10 protein-coding genes and 2 pseudogenes are annotated in these 19,709 nt (G+C 61.3%); 7 read left to right on the top strand and 5 right to left on the bottom strand.

The features are described from left to right. The first annotated feature begins 1 nt into the window (after position 1). On the top strand, positions 2–190 hold the full coding sequence (locus OIU37_RS25320) for a hypothetical protein (RefSeq protein WP_168309172.1): 189 nt from the start codon (positions 2–4) through the stop codon (positions 188–190). Between the two features lie 127 nt (positions 191–317). Next, entirely contained in the window at positions 318–482 is a 165-nt protein-coding gene (locus tag OIU37_RS25325) for a hypothetical protein (protein ID WP_171604473.1), read from the top strand. A 215-nt stretch (positions 483–697) separates the two neighbouring features. Here OIU37_RS25325 and OIU37_RS25330 read toward each other — a convergent pair whose 3' ends face one another. Then, positions 698–856: a hypothetical protein gene (locus tag OIU37_RS25330; protein ID WP_171604474.1), complete on the bottom strand. Its 159-nt coding sequence runs from the start codon at positions 854–856 to the stop codon at positions 698–700. A gap of 303 nt (positions 857–1,159) precedes the next feature. Between OIU37_RS25330 and OIU37_RS25335 the strand changes: the two genes are divergently transcribed. Continuing rightward, positions 1,160–9,679, top strand: coding sequence for a GH36-type glycosyl hydrolase domain-containing protein (locus OIU37_RS25335; RefSeq protein ID WP_264258962.1), 8,520 nt, complete (start codon positions 1,160–1,162; stop codon positions 9,677–9,679). Between the two features lie 100 nt (positions 9,680–9,779). Continuing rightward, complete coding sequence (locus tag OIU37_RS25340) at positions 9,780–11,018, top strand: OpgC family protein (protein WP_264258963.1); 1,239 nt, start codon at positions 9,780–9,782, stop codon at positions 11,016–11,018. Positions 11,019–11,070: 52 nt separating this feature from the next. Here the strand turns inward: OIU37_RS25340 and OIU37_RS25345 are convergent. From OIU37_RS25345 to OIU37_RS25360, 4 genes and pseudogenes are all read right to left on the bottom strand, one after another. Beyond that, positions 11,071–11,421 (bottom strand): annotated as a pseudogene (locus tag OIU37_RS25345) (VOC family protein); the annotation flags it as partial. Between the two features lie 204 nt (positions 11,422–11,625). Further along, positions 11,626–11,916: pseudogene (locus OIU37_RS25350) on the bottom strand (transposase); the annotation flags it as partial. Next, positions 11,883–12,260, bottom strand: a complete 378-nt coding sequence (locus tag OIU37_RS25355; protein ID WP_372353392.1) for an IS5 family transposase — start codon at positions 12,258–12,260, stop codon at positions 11,883–11,885. The pseudogene OIU37_RS25350 and the gene OIU37_RS25355, both read right to left, overlap by 34 nt. 149 nt (positions 12,261–12,409) lie before the next feature. Then, positions 12,410–14,173, bottom strand: a complete 1,764-nt coding sequence (locus OIU37_RS25360; RefSeq protein WP_168309168.1) for a glucan ABC transporter ATP-binding protein/ permease — start codon at positions 14,171–14,173, stop codon at positions 12,410–12,412. A 319-nt stretch (positions 14,174–14,492) separates the two neighbouring features. Between OIU37_RS25360 and OIU37_RS25365 the strand changes: the two genes are divergently transcribed. The 3 genes from OIU37_RS25365 (at position 14,493) to OIU37_RS25375 (ending at position 19,693) form a co-directional block, all read left to right on the top strand. Next, a complete protein-coding gene (locus tag OIU37_RS25365; RefSeq protein WP_240603978.1) occupies positions 14,493–15,248 on the top strand; it encodes a LuxR family transcriptional regulator in 756 nt (251 codons plus the stop codon). Positions 15,249–15,465: 217 nt separating this feature from the next. Beyond that, complete coding sequence (gene pyc / locus OIU37_RS25370; protein ID WP_264258964.1) at positions 15,466–18,930, top strand: pyruvate carboxylase; 3,465 nt, start codon at positions 15,466–15,468, stop codon at positions 18,928–18,930. A gap of 190 nt (positions 18,931–19,120) precedes the next feature. Further along, positions 19,121–19,693, top strand: a complete 573-nt coding sequence (locus OIU37_RS25375; protein ID WP_138331911.1) for an NADPH-dependent FMN reductase — start codon at positions 19,121–19,123, stop codon at positions 19,691–19,693. Positions 19,694–19,709: the final 16 nt, after the last annotated feature.

A 19,709-nucleotide genomic window follows, 5' to 3' on the forward strand; every position in this document is an offset into this window, starting at 1 on the left:
CATGTTCTTTCTCGGTGGGATGACCATGGGCTACCTCGATCCTCCCATGAGAACCGATCGCCAAGAGCAGGCTTCGGTATCCCTTCCTGCGGAGAAGGACCGCCGGCTGATCGAGACTTCCTCCAACCCGCCTGAGAATGAGAGTGCCGTCGAGCGCTCGTGGATCTGGGCTTGGCGCACGCTCTGCTAAAAGGGCTGGTTGAATTTTCTCTTCCGTTCGCTCTGGACGGAAATTTATCTCTACCTACTTGATAGAGAAAATAAGAATATAAGCGCGAGCCGCACAACCGGCCGCACGAGAACAACGGAGGCGACATATGGCAGATCTGGGTATTTCGCATACTCACGTGAACCAATACGGTTCCGTGGCGACGAAAAAGCCGCTCACAACGCGTCACCGGCTTCAGACGGTGCTCCATGGAGCAATCTTCACGGCGGCATTCCTGTTCGTCGTGGCGATGGTTTGCGGCGTCGTCGGATAATCCGGTCGATGATAAGCGTCGGCAGATGCCGGCGCTGCGGCGGTTTTCGCCTTTATTGGATTCCGGAACGTTTGATTGTCCCGTCATTCTCCTGACACTCGCCGAATGGAGAGTGGTCATGAGAGCTATCTTGCTCCGGTGGTCGGCATTCCGATCCTCATCGTCCTTCTTCCATATTCTTTTCATACCATCTGAGGCGATCGCATCGAACGTCTTCATGCGATGTGGCTGGGCTTCATATTTCCGGTGCGCACCTGGACGACCGCCATCAGCACTCCTGAGCCCGGCCGGACGAGATAGGTTTTGCCGGTGACGCCACACCCGTTCCTTCCCGAAATCAAAGAGCTGTCGCATTGCCGGAACAGTGCCGGCATTTTGTCAATCCAGCCGCCCGGACGAGCGCGGGGGGTACCGACTCCTGCCTCTTGACTTGAATTATTCCGATGATGGCCAAGTTTTCGCCATGGCTTTCGCGGAGAGGGTATCGATGGTCTCGATCATCCGTTGAGCAGCGCTGAGACCGGGGCTTCGCCCGTTCGCATCGCTGGCCGAAGCGTCATTTATCCCGATTCATCGATCTTCGAAGAATAGGGCTCCGTTCATGTAGCAGTCATGATAAGCAGTGCAAAAGGCTGAGCAAAACAGCCATAACTTCGTTTGGATCCAGAACCGAACCCATGTCTATTTCTCATCTTTCTCCGAGCCTTCCGCGCGAACCCGAGACGAAGCAGATCGATCACAACGGTTCGATCCGCTCGACCTATCTTTCGAACGAGGACATCAAGGCGATGGGCGATGCGGTCGCCCGCAACGGCGTCGACAAGCTGCCGGCTTTCGCCCCCTTTGATTTCTTTGCTCGGCATAAGGAAAACGAGAAGGAAATCCTGCGCGTCTACCGGACCACGGCGACCGACGTCGAGGCCGGCGAGACGATTACGCCGGCGGCAGAATGGCTGCTGGACAACCATTATATCGTCGAAGAGGCGATCCAGGAGGTAAGGCGCGACTTCCCCCGCCGCTTCTATCGCGAATTGCCGACCATGGTCGTCGGCGGCGTCGAGGTGCCGCGCACCCTCGTGCTTGCCTGGCTCTATGTCGCCCATACCCACAGCACGATCTCGCAGGAAAGTCTGACGGCGCTGGTCGACGGCTTCCAGGCCAGCGAGACGCTCAGGATCGGCGAATTGTGGGCGTTGCCCTCTCTCGTACGCTACGTGCTCGTGGAAAACCTTCGCCGTATTTCGAGCCGTGTCGAGGCCAGCCGCCGGCTGCGCCGCCGCGCCAACGAGGCAGCCGACGAATTGGTGCGACTGACCGATCCGGCCGCGGCGGCCGCCTATCTGAAGACGCTGGAACCGCTTGCCGAAGACAATACCTTCTCGACGCAGTTCCTCTATCGCCTGCGCGACGGCTCGCAGACATCGAGCCTGGCGATCACCTGGCTCGACGAGCGGTTGGAAGAGCTCGGCCGCAACACCGAAGAGGCGACGACGGCCGAACACAGCCGGCTCTCTTCCGGCAATGTGACGATGGGCAACATCATCCGCAGCCTTCGCGAGATCGATGATGCCGAATGGTCGGTCTGGGTCGAGCAGGTCAGCCATGTCGACAAGCTGCTCTGGGAGCATTCGGATTACGGCATCCTCGATTCCGGCTCGCGCAACAAATATCGCAAGCAGATAGAGAGGTTGGCCAAGCGCTCGCCGCTGTCAGAAATGGAAATCGCCCAGCTGGCGCTCGACATGACCGATGCCGCCAAGGCCTCCGAGGAGCCGCAGCCGCACGAACCGAATGTCGGCGGCTTCCTGTCGGGCGCGCAGCGGCCGAAGCTCGAGGCGCGGGCGAACTATCGCCCGACGGTCACCCAGCATTTCGTGCGCGCCGTGCGCCGGTTCAACTGGCTGGCGATTGCCGTGCCCGTCATGCTGCTGACGGTTATCGCCATGGCGATCGTCGGCAAGTTCATGGCGAATGCCGGCATGGGTGCTTTTGAAATCGCCCTGCTGCTAATCATGTTCTCAGTGCCGGCGTCGGAGGGGGCGACAGGCCTCTTCAACACCTTGCTGTCCTTCTTCGTGACGCCGGCGCGCCTCGTCGGCTATGAGTTCAAGGAAGGCATTCCGGAAGATGCGCGCACGCTGCTCGTCGTGCCCTGTCTGATCTCGAACCGCGACAGCGTCGACGACCACGTGCGCAATCTCGAGGTCCATTATCTCGCCAATCCTCGCGGCGAGATCTATTTCGCGATGCTCAGCGACTGGCCGGACAGCGACGTCGAGGAAACGCCCGCCGATCTCGAGGTTCTCGATTATGCGCGACGCGAGATCGCCAATCTCTCCGCCCGCTATGCCTATGACGGCAAGACGCGTTTCTATCTGCTGCATCGCCGCCGCCTCTACAATCCCTCGGAAGGCGTCTGGATGGGTTGGGAGCGCAAGCGCGGCAAGCTGCACGAGCTGAACATGCTTCTGCGCGGCGACCGCGACACGACCTACCTGCCGGGCGCCAATACTGTGCCGGCCAATGTGCAATATGTCATGACGCTCGATGCCGATACGCGCCTGATGCGCGATGCCGTCACCAAGCTGGTCGGCAAGCTCTATCATCCGATCAACCGCCCGGTCATCAATCCGAAAACCGCCCGCGTCGAAAGCGGCTACGGCGTGCTGCAGCCGCGTGTCACGCCGTCGCTGACGACGGGCAAGGACGCGTCGGTCTTCCAGCGCGTCTTTTCGATCAACCGCGGCCTCGATCCTTATGTCTTCACCGTTTCCGACGTCTATCAGGACCTCGCCGGCGAAGGCACCTTCACCGGCAAGGGCCTTTACCATGTCGACGCCTTCGAAGCGTCGCTCAAGGGCCGGATCGACGAGAACTCCGTGCTCAGCCACGATCTTCTCGAAGGCTCGATGGCGCGCTGCGCGCTCGTCACCGATCTCGAATTGGTCGAGGATTTCCCGATCCGCTATGAGGTGGAAACCTCGCGCCAGCATCGCTGGGCGCGCGGCGACTGGCAGCTTCTCCCCTACATGTTCAATCCGAAATACGGCGTCACGGCACTCGGCCGCTGGAAGATGTTCGACAATCTGCGCCGCTCGCTGACGCCGATCGCCTGGTTCTTCGCCTCCGTGCTCGGCTGGTATTTCATGGGTCCGCTCGGCGCACTCATCTGGCAGATTCTGCTGATCTTCTGCCTCTTCGTCGCGCCGACGCTGTCGCTCATCAACGGCATCATCCCGCGCACCAGCGATATCATCGCCCGCGCCCATCTCTATACGGTCTGGTCCGATATTACCGCCGCCAACGCGCAGGTTGCGCTGCGCATCGTTTTCATCGCCGATTCGGCTTGCATGATGGCGGATGCGATCGGCCGTTCGCTCTACCGCCTGTTCGTCAGCCGCAAGCTGATGCTGCAATGGCGGACCGCCGCCAGCGTTCAGGCCGGCGGTCAGGGTACGCTGATCTCCTATTACAAGGCGATGTGGCATGCTCCGGTGCTGGCACTGCTGGCGCTCGGTTTTGCTGCCCTTCCCGGCGACAACGCCTTCCTCGTCGGTATTCCCTTCGCGCTGCTGTGGATCCTGTCGCCGGTTGTCGCCTGGTATGTCAGCCAGTCGGCGGAGACCGAGGACCGGCTCGAGGTCGCCGATTCCGTGTCGAGCGAACTGCGCAAGATCGCCCGGCGCACCTGGCGGTATTTCGAGACCTTCACGACGGCCGAGCAGAACTATCTGCCGCCGGACAATGTCCAGGAAACGCCGCATGTGATCGTCGCGGCGCGTACCTCGCCGACCAATATCGGCGTCTATCTGCTTTCCGTCGTTTCCGGCCGGCATTTCGGCTGGTTCTCCTTCGAGGAGACGCTCGAGCGGCTGGAGCAGACGATCGCGACGATCGATAGAATGGAGAAATTCCGCGGTCACCTGTTCAACTGGTACCACACCGATACGCTGCAGACGCTTGGCCCCCGTTATGTCTCCGCTGTCGACAGCGGCAATCTCGCCGGCCATCTGATCGCTATTTCGTCGGCCTGCCGCAACTGGGCCGAGGCGCCGTCCGCCCATATGCAGGGCAATCTCGACGGCGTCGGCGACACGGCCGGCATTCTCGGCGAAGTGCTGGCGGACCTGCCCGACGATCGCAAGACCGTGCGCCCGCTGCGCCGGCGCCTGGAGGAGCGCATCGTCGGCTTCCAGAACGCGCTTGCCGCCGTCAAACGCGAGCACGAATTCGCCTCGATCCGCATCATCAATCTCGCCGTTCTCGCGCGCGACATCGAGAAGCTCGCCGCCAATCTCGACCATGAGGTCAAGTCGAAGCAGAGCGAAGAGGTCACCCTGTGGGCGGCATCGCTGGTGAAGGTCTGCGAGGCGCATATTTCCGACAGCACCTTCGACCTTTCCAAGGTCGATGCGTTGAGGCCGCGGCTGGTGGCGCTGCGCGACAAGGCGCGCGATCTCGCCTTCTCGATGGATTTCGGCTTCCTGTTCCGGCCGGAGCGGCGTCTGCTGTCGATCGGCTACCGCGTCGAAAGCGGTGAACTCGACCAGGCCTGCTATGACCTTCTCGCCTCGGAATGCCGCCTGACCAGCCTCTTCGGCATCGCCAAGGGCGATCTGCCGACGGAACACTGGTACCGCCTCGGCCGCCAGGTCGTGCCAGTCGGCTCGCGCGGTGCGCTGGTTTCATGGTCCGGCTCGATGTTCGAATATCTGATGCCGCCGCTCGTCATGCAGGAGCGCGGCGGGGGGATTCTCAACCAGACGAACAATCTGGTCGTCGTCGAGCAGATGAATTACGCCCGCAAGCTCGGTATTCCCTGGGGCATTTCGGAAGCGGCCTTCAACGCCCGCGACCATAACCTCAATTATCAGTACACGAATTTCGGCGTGCCGACGCTCGGCCTGAAGCGCGGTCTCGGCCACAATGCCGTCATCGCGCCTTACGCCTCGCTGCTCGCTGCCCAGTACGACCCGCCGGGGGCGCTTGAAAACCTGCAGAGGCTGCGTAAGGTCGGTGCGCTCGGCAAGTTCGGCTTCCACGACGCCGTCGACTTCACGCCGACGCGCGTGCCGGAAGGCAAGAAATGCGCGGTGGTCTACAATTATTATGCCCACCATCACGGCATGTCGATCGCGGCAGTCGCCAACGTCGCCTTCAACGGTCATCTGCGCGAGCTCTTCCACGCCGATCCCGTCATCGAGGCAGCGGAGTTGCTGCTGCAGGAAAAGGCGCCGCGCGACATTCCGGTCATGAGCGGCAAGCATGAATCCGATACGCCGGCCAGCATCCAGGACGATCTCCTGCGGCCGGAGATCAGAAAGATCAGCGATCCGGCGTCGCGCGACCGAGAAGTGGTGTTCCTGTCGAACGGCCATTATTCGCTGATGCTGACAGCAACGGGCGCCGGCTATTCCCGCTGGAACGGCCTTGCCGTTTCGCGCTGGAAAGCCGATCCGACCGAAGACCGCTGGGGCAGCTTCATCTTCCTGCGCGATACCGCCACGAATGAATGGTGGTCGACGAGCGCCGAGCCGAAGGGTGTCGAAGGCGAAAAGATCAAGGTCGAATTCGCCGACGAGAAGGCGCAGTTCACCAAGACGGTCGGCGACCTCACAAGCGAGGTGGAGTGCATCATCGCGACCGAGCATGATGCCGAGGCCCGCCGCGTCACCCTGCTCAACATGGGCACGGAAGACCGTTTCATCGAGGTCACCTCCTATCTCGAACCGGTGATTACCTCCGACGATACCGACAATGCGCATCCGGCATTCGCCCGCATGTTCGTCAAGACCGAGATCGGCAAGCGCGGCGACGTCATCCGCGCCGAACGCAACAAGCGCGATCCGAACGAGCCGAACATCAGCATCGCCCATCTGATCGTCGACAATGCCGGCGACACCCGCCATACCGAATTCGAGACCGACCGGCGCAAGTTCATCGGCCGTGGCCGGAGTCTTGCCGATGCGGCCGCCTTCGATCCGGGTGCTACGCTTTCCGGCAGCGACGGTTTCATGCTCGATGCCGTCATGTCGCTGCGTCGAACCGTCCGCGTACCGGCCGGCAAGAAAGTCAGCGTGATCTTCTGGACGATTGCGGCGCCAAGCCGCGAGGAAGTCGACAAGGCGGTCAATCGCTACCGTCATCCCGATGCCTTCACTCACGAGCTCGTCCAGGCCTGGACGCGCACCCAGGTGCAGATGCGTCACGTCGGCGTCACCTCGCAGCAGGCGGCGGCCTTCCAGCATCTCGGACGCTATCTCGTCTATCCCGACATGCAACTGCGCAAGGACGAGGCGACCGTCGAGGCCGGCCTGCAGTCGCAATCGGCGCTCTGGCCGCTGGCGATCTCCGGCGACTTCCCGATCTTCACGCTGCGCATCAACGACGACATGGATCTCGAGATCGCCCGCGAGGCGCTGCTGGCGCAGGAATATCTGCGCTCGCGCGGCGTCACTGCCGATCTCGTCATCATGAACGAACGCGCTTCGTCCTATGCGCAGGACATGCAGCATGCGCTTGACGCCATGTGCGAAAACGTGCGCCGCATGGGCCAGGCCGACGGATTGCGCCAGCATATCTTTGCGGTTCGCAAGGACCTGATGGAGGAAAGCACCTACCATGCGCTGATCGCGGCTTCCCGCGTCACCCTGCATACCAAGAACGGCAAGGTCGTCGACCAGATCAACCGCGCCGTCGCGCTGTTTGCACCCTCCAAGGAGGAGCTGCAGGAGATGGAACGGGCCGAGCGCAACAAAGCCCCCGTCAAGCGTATCGCGCCGGTGCCGCCACCTGTCGTGCCGGCCGTCGTCATTGAGGAGGAAGGCGATCTCGACTTCTGGAACGGCATCGGCGGTTTTGCCCGCGACGGGCGCGAATATGTCGTTCGGCTGCCTGGAGGTCATGCGACGCCGCAGCCCTGGATCAATGTCATCTCCAATGACAGATTCGGCTTCCACGTGTCGGCCGAGGGCTCGGGCTTCACCTGGAGCGCCAATTCGCGCGACTATCAGCTGACCTCCTGGTCGAACGATGCGGTGGTCAACCGTTCGGGCGAGGCATTCTATCTCACCGATCTCGACAGCGGTGCCGTCATGACGCCGTTCGCAGCGCTTTCCCGCCGCCCGGACATCCGCTTCGAAGCCCGCCACGGGCTCGGTTATTCCGTCTTCTCCAGCGTTCAGCACGAGATCGCGCTCGAGTTGACGCAGACGATCGACCGCGAAAAGCCGGTGAAACTGCAGCGCCTACGCCTGCGCAACACCGCTTCGGCCAGCCGTAAGCTGCGTCTCTACGGTTATGTCGAATGGGTCCTCGGCAGCAATCCGGCCCGCACGGTGCCTTTCATCCTGTCGAGCCATGACGAGGAGACGGGGGCGCTGTTTGCCACCAATCCCTACAGCATCGATTTTTCCAACCGCACCGCCTTCTTCGCGGCGAGCGAGACGCTTTCGAGCTTCTCGGCAAGCCGGCGCGAATTCATCGGCAAGGCGGGAACGATCCAGACGCCGCAGGCCGTCACCTCCGCCGCTGCCCTTTCCGGTACGACCGATCTCGACGGTGACCCGGCCGCGGCTGTTGCGATCAACATCGAGCTCGGCGCCGGCGAGGAGCGCGACTTCACCTTCTACCTCGGCGACACGCCGACGGAAGAAGAAGCGCGCGCCGTCATCGCCGATATTCGCAAGGCGTCGTTCGACGATGCCGTCGAGGCGAACCGCGCCTTCTGGCGCGACTTCACCGGCAGGCTGCAGATATCGACGCCGGATCGCGGGATGAACAATCTCGTCAATACCTGGCTGCCGTATCAGAGCCTCGGCTGCCGCATCATGGCCCGCACCGCCTTCTACCAGGCAAGCGGCGCCTTCGGCTTCCGCGATCAGCTGCAGGACACGCTGGCCTTCGTGCTGCACGAACCCTCGCTTGCCCGCCGGCAGATCCTGAATGCCGCTTCGCGGCAATTCCGCGAAGGCGATGTACAGCATTGGTGGCTGCCCGGAACGGGTGCCGGCGTGCGCACGCTGATCTCGGACGACGTCGTCTGGCTCAGCTATGCAATCCATCATTATTGCAGCGTCACCGGCGACAAAAACGTGCTCGACGAGGAGATCGCCTTCCTGGAAGGGCCGGCCCTGCTCGAAGGCCAGCACGACTCGTTCTACAAGCCGGAGATTTCCGAGGACAAGGCGAGCGTCTACGAACACGCGGCGCTGGCGCTCGATCTCGCCATCGCCCGCAAGGGGACAAACGGCCTGCCGCTGTTCCTTGGCGGCGACTGGAACGACGGCATGAACCGCGTCGGCATCGGCGGGCGCGGCACCAGCGTCTGGCTCGGCTGGTTCCTGGCGGGTGCATTGCGCTCCTTCATTCCCTATGCCGAAGAGCGCGGCGACACGGCCCGTGTGGAGCGCTGGTCGGCGCATCTTACCGAGCTGAAGAAGGCGCTCGAAACTGCGGCCTGGGATGGCGGCTACTATCGCCGCGGCACGTTCGACGACGGTACGCTGCTTGGCTCCCTCGAAAGCCCCGAATGCCGGATCGATTCGATCGCGCAGTCCTGGAGCGTTCTGTCCGGCGAAGGCGACCCGGCCCGCGCCGTCAAGGCGATGGATGCCGTGCTCGATCAGCTGGTCGATGAGGATGCCCGCATCATCCGGCTGTTCACGCCGCCTTTCGCTAATTCCGCCAAGGATCCCGGCTATATCAAGGCCTATCCGCCGGGTGTGCGGGAAAACGGCGGGCAATATACCCATGCCGCAACCTGGGTGGTGATGGCGCTGGCGGAGCTGAAGCGGGGCGACGATGCTTTCCGCTGCTTCCAGATCCTCAACCCGATCACCCATGCGTTCGACAAGGCTTCAGCGGAGCAATACCGCGTTGAACCCTATGTCGTGGCAGCCGACGTTTACGGACATGAGCCCTATGCATCGCGCGGCGGCTGGACCTGGTATACTGGGTCAGCCGGCTGGCTCTACCGCGCCGCGGTCGAGGGCATCCTCGGTATCCGGCTGAAGGATGGCCGGCTCTATGTGCGCCCGTCGCTCCCTTCGGAATGGGACGGTTTTGCGGCAGAGGTGGAGCAAGGCGGCGGCAAATACCGCATTTCGGTCTCAAAAGCGTCCAATGATAGCGGCTACACTCTGTCGATCAACGGCTGCGAAGTCACCGATCCCGAAGAGGGATATCCGCTCGGATAACAGCGTTCTCCACGCTGAAAAACACGGCGATTCGCGACGGCCAAAAGGGAACCCTTTTGGCCGTCGTCGCGTTTGCAAATCGGATAATAAGGAGAGATCAATGGCAAGCACGCCGACCGAAGCCATCGCCACGGGGCGCAGTTCCCTATCCGTAGCTGCGCCAGTGCGTGACACGAGGCTCGACGTCTTGCGTGGCGTGGCCCTGATCATGATCTTTATCAATCATGTTCCCGGCCAGATCTTCGAATATGTAACGACGAAGAATTTCGGTTTCTCCGATGCCGCCGAAGCCTTCGTGCTGATCTCGGGCATTGCCGTCGGCCTTGCCTATGGATCCCGATTCCAGCCGGGTAACCGGCTCACGGTGGCGATCAAGGCGGTAAAGCGCGCCTTCACGCTCTATCTCGCCCATATGATCACCACCTTCATGACGCTCGCGCTCTTCATCTGCGGTGCCTGGCTGTTCCATCGGCCGGGATTGCTGGTAGAAATCAATATCCTGGCGGTTCTGATGAACCTGAAGGAAGGCATTCCGGCACTTCTCCTGCTCGGCCACCAGATCGGCTACAACAATATCCTGCCGATGTACGGCGCGCTGATGCTGATGGTGCCGATCATCTTGCTGTTGAATGCGCGCAGCCCTTGGCTGGCGCTCGGCGTCTCGGCCGCGGTCTGGCTGCTTGCGGGCATCTACCAGGTGGCGCCGCACAACATGCTGATTGAAGACTATTGGTTCCTCAATCCGCTCTCCTGGCAGTTCCTGTTTACGATCGGCATCGTCTCGATGCTGCATATCAAGCGCGGTGGTGCGATCCCGCGCCATCCGCTGCTGCTTGTGGCCGCTGCCGGCTACGTCATGCTGTCCTTCATCTGGGTGACCGGCCATCTCTGGATCTGGGGCAATTCTCTGGCGGCACTCGGCCTGCCGACGGTCATCACCGGTTTCGACAAGACCTTCCTGTCGCTGCCACGGCTGCTGCATGTGCTGGCGCTGACCTATCTCGTCATCAGCATCCCGGCGCTCTCACGCATCCTGCGCCGTCCTGCGGACCATCCGCTGACGATCCTCGGCCGTCATTCGCTGAACATCTTCGTCGCCGGCACGATCCTCGCCATGATCGGCCAGGTGGTGCTCTACATCACCAACAAGGATCAGCTGGCCGGTCCGCTCTTCGTGATTGCAGGGATCGCGATACAATTCGCCTATGCCTATTATCTCGAGCGCAAGCGCCAGCAGGGCAAGGTCAAGGGGAAACTTGTCGCCGATACCGCCACTATCCCCGTTCCCGTCCGCATTGGCGGGACGGTCAATGCCTATCGCCGGAACGATCGGAAATAGGGTTCGGATTTTCCCGACATGAAGGAGCCGGTGGCCGATGGTCGCCGGCACAATTTTTATGCACGAGGATGTTCACCAGCTTGCCGAAGGGATCGCGCACATAAAAGCGTCTGACGCCCCAAGGCTCGTTGGCCGGGCCGTACTCGATCGGGAAACCTGAGGCCGACATCGCCTCGAAAGCAGCATCGAGGTCGTCGACCTCGATCGAGAGGGCGGGCACCTCCGTTCCGGAACCGCCTTGACTGGCGATGCTGAGCTGAACGTTCATCGAGAGCGCGGTGCCGAACGTTGTGATCCAGCCGTGATCCATGATGACGTCAAGACCGAGGATATCCTGATAGAAGCGCCGGGCCAGAGTGATATCCGGTGCCTGAATATTGGCGACGATGCGCAGGACCTTCATGGGTTCGCTCCTGGGGACACTGCATGATGGAAGAGGATAGAGGGGATCAGCGGAGCGATCAATCATGCGTCGAGTGTCGAGGCACGGTGCCGTACGGTAACCCTCTGCCCTGCGGGGCATGTCTTCCCACTAGGAGGGCGATCGGCAGGAGGCTTGCTCCCCACGCAAAGCACCAACGCCATAGAAGCTTGACCCACCCAAATGCTATCGCGGTGGGACGCCGGCGCCGCATCCCATCTCCCTCCTTGTCGGAGAGACGCCTGGCAGGTACAACATCGGCCCCCATCTCGCGATCGCTGCGCGCAAGGCTTTGCTGTCATAGGCTTTATTGCCGAGAATGGCCTGGCCTGTCTGGTCATTGAGAAGAGCGGGAGCTTGCGTGATGTCGCCAACCTGACCGGCCGTCACGATAAAGCGCAGGGGACGTCCGAGCGCATCGGCCAGCATATGGACCTTGGTCGTTAGTCCACCTCTGGAACGCCCCAGCGCCTGATCCTTGGCCCTCCTTTTCCGCTCGCCGCCTGTTGATGAGCACGCAGGATGGTGCTGTCGATCACCAAATACTGATTGTCCCGGTCAGCGGTGAGTGCATCGAAGACCCGCTCCCATATGCCGGCATGGCACCAGCGACTGAACCGGCGGTGGACCGTCTTCCACTTGCCGTAGCGCTCCGGCAGGTCCTGCCAGTGTGCGCCCGAGCGGAGCACCCACAAACACCCGTTCACAAACAACCGGTTATCTACCCCCGTCCGACTTGGATCGCTGGCCTTGCCCGGCAACAAAGGCGCAATTCTCGACCATTGCGCCTCATTCAACTCGTATCGCTTCACTCCCATCATAGGCCTCCGTGCTTCACACGGTACCCTATGAATCAGTGATCAACCGATTTGGGAATCCTCAATGTCGATTGGTTCTAGGTGTTTAGTCCAGGCAAACAAAAAGGCCGGAAGGAGTTACCTTCCGGCCTTTATCTTCAAACCTGAACCGATCAGGCGGCTTCGGTGGTGTGGGCCTTGCGGACCTCTTCGTCCGTCAGGATGCCGCTGGCGCGCAGCAGGGCGGCGAAGCGGCCGTTGCTGTGGCTGAGTTCGTCGAAGCTACCCTGTTCGACGACGCGGCCGTCATCCAGGAAGAGCACCATATCGGCTTCGCGGACCGTCGACAGGCGGTGTGCGATGATGAAGGTGGTGCGGTTCTGGCGCAGATTGTCGATCGCGGCTTTGACGCGGGCTTCGGTTTCGACGTCGAGCGCCGAGGTCGCCTCGTCGAGCACCAGGATTGGCGCGTCCTTGAGGATGGCGCGGGCGATCGCGATGCGCTGGCGCTCGCCGCCGGAGAGCTTGTTGCCTCGTTCACCGACATGCGTATCGTAGCGATCCTCGCGGGTCTCGATGAAGTCGGCAGCGGCGGCGGCTTCGGCCGCACGGCGCATTTCCTCTTCACTAGCGCCCTCGCGGCCAAGGCGGATATTGTCGCTGATCGAACGGTTCAGCAGGCCCGCATCCTGGAAGACGGTGGCGATGTGGCGACGCAGCGACTTGCGGGTCACCTTGGTGATATCGGTGCCGTCGACGAGGATCTTGCCGCCCTGGGCATCGTAGACACGCTGCAGCAGGTTGACGAGCGTCGTCTTGCCGGCGCCGGTCGGGCCGACGATCGCGACCGTCTGGCCTGCTTTCACCGAGAAGGAGACGTTGTGCAGGCCCTGCGAGCTGTTGCCGAAGCCGAAGGACACGTCGCGGAACTCGATCGCACCCTTGACGTCCTTGATCTCGCCGTTGCCGGCAGGCTCTTCACGTTCACGCACCGAGTCTTCCAGCGCATAGAATTCCTCAAGCTTGGAACGGGCCTCGAAAATCTGCGTAGCGAACTGGCGCATCAGGTCGAGACGGCCGATCAACAGGTTGGCAAAGCCGATGAAGGCGATGACGTCGCCGACGCGCAGCTGGCCGGCCTGGACGAGCATGGTGCCGATGATCAGGACCACCATCATCGCGATGGTCGACGCCATGCGGTTCAGTGCGCTGGCGATCGCCCACCAGTCGAGGACCGGATACTGAGCTTCGAGCAGACGGTCGGCGAAGGATTTCAGCGCCCTGGTTTCGGCCTCGATGCGGTTATAGCTGTGCAGGACCGAAACGTTGCTGATCGAGTCGCTGACATGCGAGAAGACGGTGTGATAATGGTTCTCGACCGAAGCCTGGCCGTCCTTGGTGCGGCCCATGACGACGCGGCCGATCAGCCAGTAGGCGATGGCGAGCACCATGAGCACGGCGGAAAGGCGCAGGTCCATCGACATTGCAGTCGGTATCAGAAGGGCAAGTGCGATGACCGTCGACAGGTGGTTTCGCATAAATTCCAGCCAGAGGCCGAATAGCGTCTCGCAGGCGCGCAGCAATGTATGCAGTGCGTTGGAAGTGCCGCGCTGATGGTGCCAGCCGAGCGGCATGGAAATGATGCGGCCGAAGGCTTCCGTCAACAGCGTCGCCCGCCGGCCATGGGCCAGCCGGTCGGCCTCGCGGGCCACCAGAACGAAGGCAATGGTGTTGAAGACGGCGAAAGTCGCCCACATGAAGAGGATGGGCTTGACCTCACCCTTGCCCGAAATCGCATCGATGATGCGACCGAACAGGATCGGCTCCGCGATAGTGATCGTCGCAAGAACAATGTTTGCGACAACGACCAGGGATACGCGCAGCTTGTAGGCGCCAAGATAGCGCAGAGCTCTTGCATAGACCTTGAATAGCGTCACGTGGAACCTCTTGTGCATCTGCGAAAAACGGGATGATGCGATGCTACAAAAGGCTACCTGAACGGGCGATTAACGGAGTATTCAGGCTTCAACCGGTGTGATGATTAATACGATCATACTATCGCAGGATGCGACGAGATGGGCATGGCGCGGAACTTGCCGTTCGGCTATATCCCGCAACAATTTGCGCTTGCATTTTATTAAATGTTTAGCGCAGCATTAAATTACAGACTGCATTTATTGAAGACCGTTTCGCGGCCAGTTCGACCAGCCGCCGACGGCCTCATGCGGGCATCAGGTCCGGGCAAGGGGCATTTTTGTGAATATTAATTCGTTAATTCAATTACTTGTAATTCTGGAAGAATGCTCAAATCCTGAAGCCGTCGTCACCGAGCTGGAGCAGATCCTCCGCGGTTGCGGCTTCGAATATTACGGGCTGCTGCGCCATGTGCCGCAGAACCCGGTGCAGCAGAATCCGGACCCCTGGGCTGCGGCGCTTGCCGGCTGCTGGCCGGAACAATGGCCACAGATATATACCGCGAAAAAATATGCTCTGATCGATCCGATGGTGCGCTATCTCGCCCATGCGCAGCGGCCTTTCCGCTGGCGGGAGGCGATCGCGGCCTTCCACAAGGACGCACATCAGCGCCGCATGGAGCAGATGATGGTCGATGCCTTCGGGCATGGATTGGAGGATGGCTACATCTTTCCGATCCACGGGCGCAACGGCATTCTCGCCAGCCTTAGTCTCGCCGGCAAGCCGATCGAGCTGTCGCCGGTGGAGATCGCATTGTTGGAGGCGGTGGCGCGCAAGGCCTTCTGGCGGTTGCTCGATCTGAAGGGCGAGGCGCAGGCACTGGAAACCGTGCTGCTGGCCGACACGCCGCTGACGCGGCGCGAGATGGAAATCCTGCACTATCTCGCCGAAGGCATGACTTCGATGGAGATCAGCAAGATGCTGAAGATCTCAAACCACACCGTCGACTGGTATATGAACGGCCTGCAGGACAAGCTGAAGGCGAAAAACAGGCAGCAGGCGGTGGCACTTGCCTTCCGTCATGGCCTGATAAGTTAGCGCAATGCCGCTTCTCAACGAAGCGGAATTGCTCTGGTTTTTTATTTTTGCGCAACTCCGGACGGAAAACCGTTTCGGACTTTTCCTGGAGTAGCTTCAGAATGTCGAAAAATTGCATTTCGCAGTCGCAAGATAAATTGAACTTCCTGTGACAAGAAGTTAAGAATTTCCTTCGCGGGTGCAGCATTCCCGCGTCTGAACGTCTGAGGAGACCGTTTTGCCCATTTCCAAGATTCTCGTTGCCAACCGCTCTGAAATTGCCATCCGCGTGTTCCGTGCGGCCAACGAACTTGGAATAAAAACGGTGGCGATCTGGGCGGAAGAGGACAAGCTGGCACTGCACCGCTTCAAAGCGGACGAGAGCTACCAGGTCGGCCGCGGCCCGCATCTTTCCAAGGACATGGGCCCGATCGAGAGCTATCTGTCGATCGAGGAGGTGATCCGCGTTGCGAAACTCTCCGGGGCCGATGCCATTCATCCCGGCTACGGCCTGCTGTCGGAAAGCCCCGAATTCGTCGATGCCTGCAACACGGCCGGCATCATCTTCATCGGCCCGAAGGCCGATACGATGCGCCAGCTCGGCAATAAGGTCGCAGCGCGCAACCTGGCGATCTCGGTCGGCGTTCCCGTAGTGCCGGCCACCGGGCCGCTGCCGGAGGACATGGCCGAAGTGGCGAAGATGGCGGAAGGGATTGGCTACCCCGTCATGCTGAAGGCTTCCTGGGGCGGCGGCGGGCGCGGCATGCGCGCGATCCGCGATCCAAAGGACCTTGCCCGCGAGGTGACGGAAGCCAAGCGCGAGGCGATGGCGGCCTTCGGCAAGGACGAGGTCTATCTGGAAAAGCTCGTCGAGCGCGCACGCCATGTCGAAAGCCAGGTTCTCGGCGATACGCATGGCAATGTCGTGCATCTCTTCGAGCGCGACTGCTCGATCCAGCGCCGCAACCAGAAGGTCGTCGAGCGCGCGCCGGCGCCCTATCTCTCTGAGGCGCAGCGCCAGGAACTCGCCGCCTATTCGCTGAAGATCGCGGCGGCGACCAATTATATCGGCGCCGGCACCGTCGAATATCTGATGGATGCCGATACCGGCAAATTCTACTTCATCGAAGTCAATCCGCGCATCCAGGTCGAGCATACGGTGACCGAAGTCGTCACCGGTATCGATATCGTCAAGGCGCAGATCCACATCCTCGACGGCTTTGCGATCGGCACGCCGGAATCGGGCGTGCCGCGCCAGGAGGATATCCGTCTCAACGGCCATGCGCTGCAGTGCCGCATCACCACGGAAGATCCGGAGCATAATTTCATTCCGGATTACGGCCGCATCACCGCCTATCGCTCGGCGTCCGGTTTCGGCATCCGCCTCGATGGCGGCACCTCCTATTCGGGTGCGATCATCACCCGCTTTTATGATCCGCTTCTCGTCAAGGTCACGGCGTGGGCGCCCAATCCGTCCGAAGCGATTTCCCGCATGGACCGGGCGCTGCGCGAATTCCGCATTCGCGGCGTGGCAACCAACCTGACCTTCCTCGAAGCGATCATCGGCCATCCCAAGTTCAGGGATAACAGCTACACGACACGCTTCATCGACACGACGCCGGAACTCTTCCAGCAGGTGAAGCGCCAGGATCGCGCCACGAAGCTCCTGACCTATCTCGCCGACGTCACCGTCAATGGCCATCCCGAGGCCAAGGATAGGCCGAGGCCGCTGGAAAACGCTGCCGAGCCGGTGGTGCCCTACGCCAACGGCAACACCGTCAAGGACGGCACCAAGCAGCTCCTCGACACGCTCGGCCCGAAGAAATTCGGCGAATGGATGCGCAACGAGAAGCGCGTGCTCTTGACCGACACGACGATGCGCGACGGTCACCAGTCACTGCTCGCCACCCGCATGCGCACCTATGACATCGCCCGCATTGCCGATACCTATGCGCATGCGCTGCCAGGCCTTTTGTCGCTCGAATGCTGGGGTGGCGCGACCTTCGACGTCTCCATGCGTTTTCTGACGGAGGATCCCTGGGAACGCCTAGCGCTGATCCGCGAGGGCGCGCCGAACCTTCTGCTGCAGATGCTGCTGCGCGGCGCCAACGGGGTCGGCTACACCAATTATCCTGATAATGTCGTCAAATATTTCGTCCGCCAGGCGGCCAGGGGCGGCATCGATCTCTTCCGTGTCTTCGACTGCCTGAACTGGGTCGAGAACATGCGCGTCTCGATGGATGCCATAGCCGAGGAGAACAAGCTCTGCGAGGCGGCGATCTGCTATACCGGCGATATCCTGAACTCGGCCCGTCCGAAATACGATCTGAAATACTATACCGAGCTTGCCGTCGAGCTCGAGAAGGCCGGGGCGCATATCATCGCGCTCAAGGATATGGCAGGCCTCCTCAAGCCTGCGGCTGCGAAGGTTCTGTTCAAGGCGCTGCGCGAGGCGACCAGCCTGCCGATCCATTTCCACACGCATGATACATCGGGTATTGCGGCCGCGACCGTTCTTGCCGCCGTCGATGCCGGCGTCGATGCCGTCGATGCCGCCATGGATGCGCTTTCCGGCAATACTTCGCAGCCCTGTCTCGGCTCGATCGTCGAGGCATTGCGCGGTACGGAGCGTGATCCGGGCCTCGATCCGGAATGGATCCGCCGCATCTCCTTCTATTGGGAAGCGGCGCGGAACCAATATGCCGCCTTCGAAAGCGATCTGAGGGGGCCGGCATCCGAAGTCTATCTGCACGAAATGCCGGGCGGCCAGTTCACCAACCTCAAGGAGCAGGCCCGCTCGCTCGGCCTCGAAACCCGCTGGCATCGGGTGGCGCAGGCCTATGCCGACGCCAACCAGATGTTCGGCGATATCGTCAAGGTGACGCCGTCTTCCAAGGTCGTCGGCGACATGGCGCTGATGATGGTCTCCCAGGACCTGACGGTCGCCGATGTCGTCAGCCCCGACAAGGAAGTCTCCTTCCCGGAATCGGTGGTCTCGATGCTGAAGGGCGATCTCGGCCAGCCGCCGTCAGGATGGCCCGAAGCACTGCAGAAGAAGGCGCTGAAGGGCGACAAGCCCTATACCGTGCGCCCGGGCTCGCTGCTCAAGGAGGCCGATCTCGATGCGGAGCGCAAAGTCATCGAGACGAAACTCGAGCGCGAGGTCAGCGACTTCGAATTTGCGTCCTACCTGATGTATCCGAAGGTCTTCACCGACTTCGCGCTCGCCTCAGATACCTACGGCCCGGTCTCGGTGCTGCCGACGCCCGCCTATTTCTATGGTCTCAAGGACGGCGAGGAGCTGTTTGCCGATATCGAGCGTGGCAAGACGCTCGTCATCGTCAACCAGGCGATGAGCGCGACCGACAGCCAGGGCATGGTGACCATCTTCTTCGAGCTCAACGGCCAGCCGCGCCGCATCAAGGTGCCAGACCGGGCCCATGGGGCGACGGGTGCCGCCGTCCGCCGCAAGGCCGAACCAGGCAATGCCGTTCATGTCGGCGCGCCGATGCCGGGTGTCATCAGCCGTGTCTTCGTCTCGCCCGGCCAGGCCGTCAATGCCGGTGACGTGCTCGTCTCCATCGAGGCGATGAAGATGGAAACGGCGCTGCATGCGGAAAAGGATGGCACGATTTCCGAAGTGCTGGTGCGGGCCGGCGATCAGATCGATGCCAAGGACCTGCTCGTCGTCTATGCAGGCTGAAGCGCTGACATCCTCCGCAACGGTGCCCATCAGCCGACTTTGCGAGCGGGCTCCATTCACTCGATTGTGTATGATCGGCCTGTCAAAAAGCTGATTTTTCGAAGCCTTCGCGCCTTGCCCGGCGCGGAGGCTTTCTCATAAACTTGCGCTCCCATCATCCGCCCCCAAGACCAATCAGGAAATGATATCCATGAGCAAGTTGAAGATTGCCGTCATCGTCGGCAGCACGCGTATTGGCCGTTTTGCCGAGCATCCGGCCAAGTGGATTGCCGCTATCGCCGCAGAGCGCCAGGACATTGAGGTCGAGGTTCTCGACCTGCTCGAATACCCCATGCATTTTTTCGGTGAGCAGCGTGCCACGACCGCTGAAAGCGAGACGGCAGAGCGCTGGAAAAAGAAGCTGCGTGAATTCGACGGCTTCATTTTCACCGTTGCCGAGTACAATCACGCTCCGACGGCGGTTCTGAAGAACGCCATCGACCTCGGCGAGTTCATCCACAAGCCGGTCGGCTTCGTCGGTTACGGCGGTGTCGGCGGCGCACGCGCAGTCGAGCATCTCCGGCTGATCTTCGTGGAAATGGGCGCGGCTTCGGTGAAAACGGGCGTGCATATCGCGCTTGGCGAATATCTCGGCGTCCTCAAGGAAGGCAAGAGCCTCAGCGACTACGCGCATCTCAACGAAGCGGCGAAGAACCAGCTCGACCAGCTCACCTGGTGGGGCAATGCGCTGAAGGCGGCGCGCTCGGTCGTCACGGCCTCCTGATTGGCGTTCCAGCCAG

The organism is Rhizobium sp. BT-226, from assembly GCF_025847085.2.
GTDB lineage: Bacteria > Pseudomonadota > Alphaproteobacteria > Rhizobiales > Rhizobiaceae > Rhizobium > Rhizobium sophorae.

What these genes read in the sequence shown, in the direction of transcription:
- OIU37_RS25340 (WP_264258963.1), top strand. Translation starts at nt 9,780, where the DNA reads ATGGCAAGCACGCCGACCGAAGCCATCGCCACGGGGCGCAGTTCCCTA.
- OIU37_RS25325 (WP_171604473.1), top strand. Translation starts at nt 318, where the DNA reads ATGGCAGATCTGGGTATTTCGCATACTCACGTGAACCAATACGGTTCC.
- OIU37_RS25355 (WP_372353392.1), bottom strand. Translation starts at nt 12,260, where the DNA reads ATGATGGGAGTGAAGCGATACGAGTTGAATGAGGCGCAATGGTCGAGA.
- OIU37_RS25330 (WP_171604474.1), bottom strand. Translation starts at nt 856, where the DNA reads ATGCCGGCACTGTTCCGGCAATGCGACAGCTCTTTGATTTCGGGAAGG.
- OIU37_RS25320 (WP_168309172.1), top strand. Translation starts at nt 2, where the DNA reads ATGTTCTTTCTCGGTGGGATGACCATGGGCTACCTCGATCCTCCCATG.
- OIU37_RS25375 (WP_138331911.1), top strand. Translation starts at nt 19,121, where the DNA reads ATGAGCAAGTTGAAGATTGCCGTCATCGTCGGCAGCACGCGTATTGGC.
- OIU37_RS25335 (WP_264258962.1), top strand. Translation starts at nt 1,160, where the DNA reads ATGTCTATTTCTCATCTTTCTCCGAGCCTTCCGCGCGAACCCGAGACG.